Source organism: Actinotalea sp. JY-7885 (assembly GCF_014525465.1).
In the GTDB taxonomy this organism is placed as follows: domain Bacteria; phylum Actinomycetota; class Actinomycetes; order Actinomycetales; family Cellulomonadaceae; genus Actinotalea.
This window is the reverse complement of record NZ_JACEXH010000246.1, coordinates 1-3508: the sequence shown is the minus strand read 5'-3', so window position 1 is coordinate 3508 and position 3508 is coordinate 1. Positions and strand designations below refer to the sequence as shown.

The 3508-nt window shown below is 78.2% G+C and carries 2 protein-coding genes; both read left to right on the top strand.

Annotated features, from left to right (window positions below; translation table 11 throughout):
* Positions 1-920: PD-(D/E)XK nuclease family protein (locus tag IDM29_RS15670; RefSeq protein WP_188037758.1), on the top strand; the 920-nt coding region annotated here is incomplete at its 5' end.
* Positions 917-3508 (top strand): ATP-dependent helicase (locus tag IDM29_RS17535; protein ID WP_188037757.1); only part of this gene is annotated, 2592 nt, incomplete at its 3' end. The genes IDM29_RS15670 and IDM29_RS17535, both read left to right, overlap by 4 nt.

Below are 3508 nucleotides of genomic sequence, written 5' to 3'. Positions count from 1 at the left end.
TGGCCCGCCCGCTCGCGGAGCCGGCGCTCGCGGACCACCCGGCCGCGGCGCTCCTGCGCCGGCTGGCCGCGGAGGGCGTGCCCGGTGCGGACCCGGCCCAGTGGTACGGCGTGTGCGAGCCATCCACGTCGGCGCCCCTGTGGCCGGCCGACGGGCCGGTCCCGCTCTCGCCGTCGAAGATCGAGTCGGCGGCGACCTGCGCCCTGCGGTGGGCGCTCGAGGCGGCCGGCGGCACCGCCGCCGACTCCGGCGAGCAGTCCCTGGGCACCCTCGTCCACGCCGTCGCGGCCGCGCTGCCCCGGGGCGATGAGGCCGAGCTCGCCGCGCTCCTCGACGAGCGCTGGGGCGAGCTGCGCCTGGGCGACGGCTGGGTCGGCTCCGTCCAGCGCCGCCGTGCGGACGCCATGGTCCGGCACCTGGCGCGGTACCTGCGCGACGCCGGTGACGTGGTGGCGGTCGAGGAGCCGTTCGAGGCGCGCGTGGGCCGGGTGCTCCTGCGCGGCACGGTCGACCGTCTCGAACGCGTGCCCGCGGACGACGAGGGCCCGGACCGGGTGCGGGTCGTCGACCTGAAGACCGGCCGCGCGACCGTCTCGGCGGACGCCGCCGGGCGGCACGCGCAGCTCGGGGCCTACCAGGAGGCCGTGGCCGCCGGCGCCTTCGCCGAGCGGGTCGGCCAGGCGCGTCCCGGCGGTGCGGCCCTGGTGTACGTCGGCACCACGCAGAAGAGCCCACCCGTGCGCGAGCAGGCGGCGCCGGAGCGCGACGCCGAGCCCGACTGGGCCCGGCGCCTCCTCGACGACGTCGCCACGACGGTCAGCGCGTCGGCGATGGCGGCCACGACCAACGACCTGTGCCGGCGCTGCCCGGTGGCGCGCTCGTGCCCCGCCCAGCCCGAGGGGCGGGTGGTGGGCGCATGACGCTCACGGAGCTCGCGGCGGACGCCGGGGCCGTGCCGGCCGGTGGGCCCGCCGAGGCGCCCGTGCGGCTCGGCGCCGCCGACGTCGCGCGGATGCTCGGCCTGCCCGAGCCGACACCCGAGCAGGTCGCCGTCATCGAGGCGCCGCTGGAGCCGTTGCTCGTCGTGGCCGGGGCGGGGTCGGGCAAGACGGAGACGATGTCGGCGCGGGTGGTCCACCTCATCGCGAACGGCCTCGTGCAGCCCGACCAGGTGCTCGGCCTGACCTTCACGCGCAAGGCGGCGGGGGAGCTGTCCGAGCGGGTCCGGCGCCGGCTGCGGGCGCTGCGGCTGGTCTCGCGCCGCGACCTGGACCAGCCCACGCTCGTCGTGCCGACGATCTCGACGTACAACTCCTACGCGGCCGGGCTCGTGGGCGACCACGCGCTCCGCCTCGGCATCGAGCCGTCGTCGCGCCTGCTCGGCGAGGCGGCGCGGTGGCAGCTCGCGCACGACGTCGTCGAGCACTGGGCCGGTGACCTGGACGTGGACCTCGCGCCGTCGACCGTCACGGCCGCCGTCCTCGACCTCGCGGGCGGGCTCGCCGAGCACCTCGTGGAGCCGGACCGGCTGCGCGACGAGGCGGCGCGGCTGGTCGACCGCCTCGCGGCGCTGCCGCCGGGCACGGCCCGCGCCAAGGACGAGAAGCTCGTGCGGGAGGTCGGCGCCTCGCTGGCCCTGCGCGCCCGGCTCGTCGACCTCGTCGAGGAGTTCACCGCGCGCAAGCGCGAGGGCGACCTCGTCGACTTCGCCGACCAGGTGGCCCTCGCCGCGCGCCTGGCCCGCGAGGTCCCCGACGTGGGCGCCGGTGAGCGGGCGCGCTTCGCCGTCGTGCTCCTGGACGAGTACCAGGACACCTCGGTGGCGCAGCTCAGCCTCCTGCGGCACCTCTTCGGCGGCGCTGGCGACGGCCTCGGGCACCCGGTCACCGCCGTCGGCGACCCCCACCAGTCGATCTACGGCTGGCGCGGCGCGAGCGCCGGGGGGCTCGAGCGCTTCCCGCTGGACTTCCCCCTGCGATCGGGGCCCGACGGCCCGGTCCCCGCGGCCCACCGCGCCCTGTCGACGTCGTGGCGCAACGACGAGCAGGTGCTGCGCGTCGCCAACGCGACGGCGGCCCCCCTGCGCGCGGCCGCGGAGCGGGGCGCCGGGGTGAGCCTGCCCGAGCTGCGGGCCCGGCCGGGCGCGGGCGCCGGTGAGGTCGTCGCCGCGTACCTGGAGACGATCGAGGACGAGGCGCGCGCGGTCGCGGAGTTCGTGCGCGAGCGACGGACCCGCCCCGACGACGGCACCGGGACCGCGGAGCCGCGGACGGCCGCGGTGCTGTGCCGCAAGCGCTCGCAGTTCGCGCCGCTGCAGGCGGCCCTGCTCGACGCCGGGCTGCCGGTCGAGGTGGTGGGCCTGGGCGGGCTGCTCAGCGCGCCCGAGGTGGTCGACCTGGTGGCGGCCCTGGAGGCGGCGCACGACCCGTCACGCGGCGACTCGCTGATGCGGCTGCTCACCGGCCCGCGGGCCCGGCTCGGCCTGGCGGACCTGCACGCGCTCGGCGACTGGTCGCGCGAGGCGGGCCAGGACCAGCACCCGCGGCAGGGACGCGGCACGAGCGGTCCCGACGTCCTCGACGAGCGGAGCATCGTCGACGCGCTCGACGCCCTGCCCCCCGCCGGCTGGGTGAGCCGTCGCGGACGCGAGCTGTCGGCGCCGGGTCGGGCGCGCCTGGCCGACCTCGGCACGCTGCTCCGGGCGCTGCGCGGGCTGACCTTCCTGCCGGTGGTCGACCTGGTCGCCGAGGCTGAGCGCCTGCTCGGGCTGGACATCGAGGTCGCGGCGCGCCCGGGCATCGCACCCGGCACCGCCCGGGCCAACCTCGACGCCTTCCGCTCGGTCGCTGCCGGGTTCAGCGACACGGAGGGCGGGACGCTGGGCGCGTTCCTCGCGTGGCTCGACGCGGCCCAGCGCGAGGAGCGCGGGCTGGAGGCCCCGGTCGGCGACATGGACCCCGGCGCGGTCCAGCTCCTGACCGTGCACGCCTCGAAGGGGCTCGAGTGGGACGTCGTGGCGGTGCCCGGCATGGTCGCGAAGACGTTCCCCATGAGCCCGCGCACGTCCGGCTGGGTCAAGGACCGCGGGGCCCTGCCGACGAGCCTGCGCGGCGACCGAGACAGCCTGCCGGACGTCGAGCTCTCGGTGGCGACGGACCGTCGTGACGCCGCGGAGCGGATCGAGCAGTACGTCGCCGACCACGGGGCCCACCAGCTGGACGAGGAGCGGCGGCTCGCGTATGTCGCCCTCACCCGCGCGCGGCGGCACCTGTTCGTGTCCGGGTCCGTGTGGCGCGACGCGCAGCGCCCGACGCCGCCGTCGGTGTTCCTCACCGAGGTGGTCGAGACCGTCGGTCCCGGTTGTGTCCTCGAGTGGGCGCCCGACCCGGCCGCGCCCGACGAGGACGGCGTGCCGCGCACGCCGCAGAAGCCGCCGCCGCCGGTCGCCGCCGCGCCGACGTGGCCCTCACCCGCGCCGTTCGGGGAGCGGCGGCACGCCGCCCTGGCG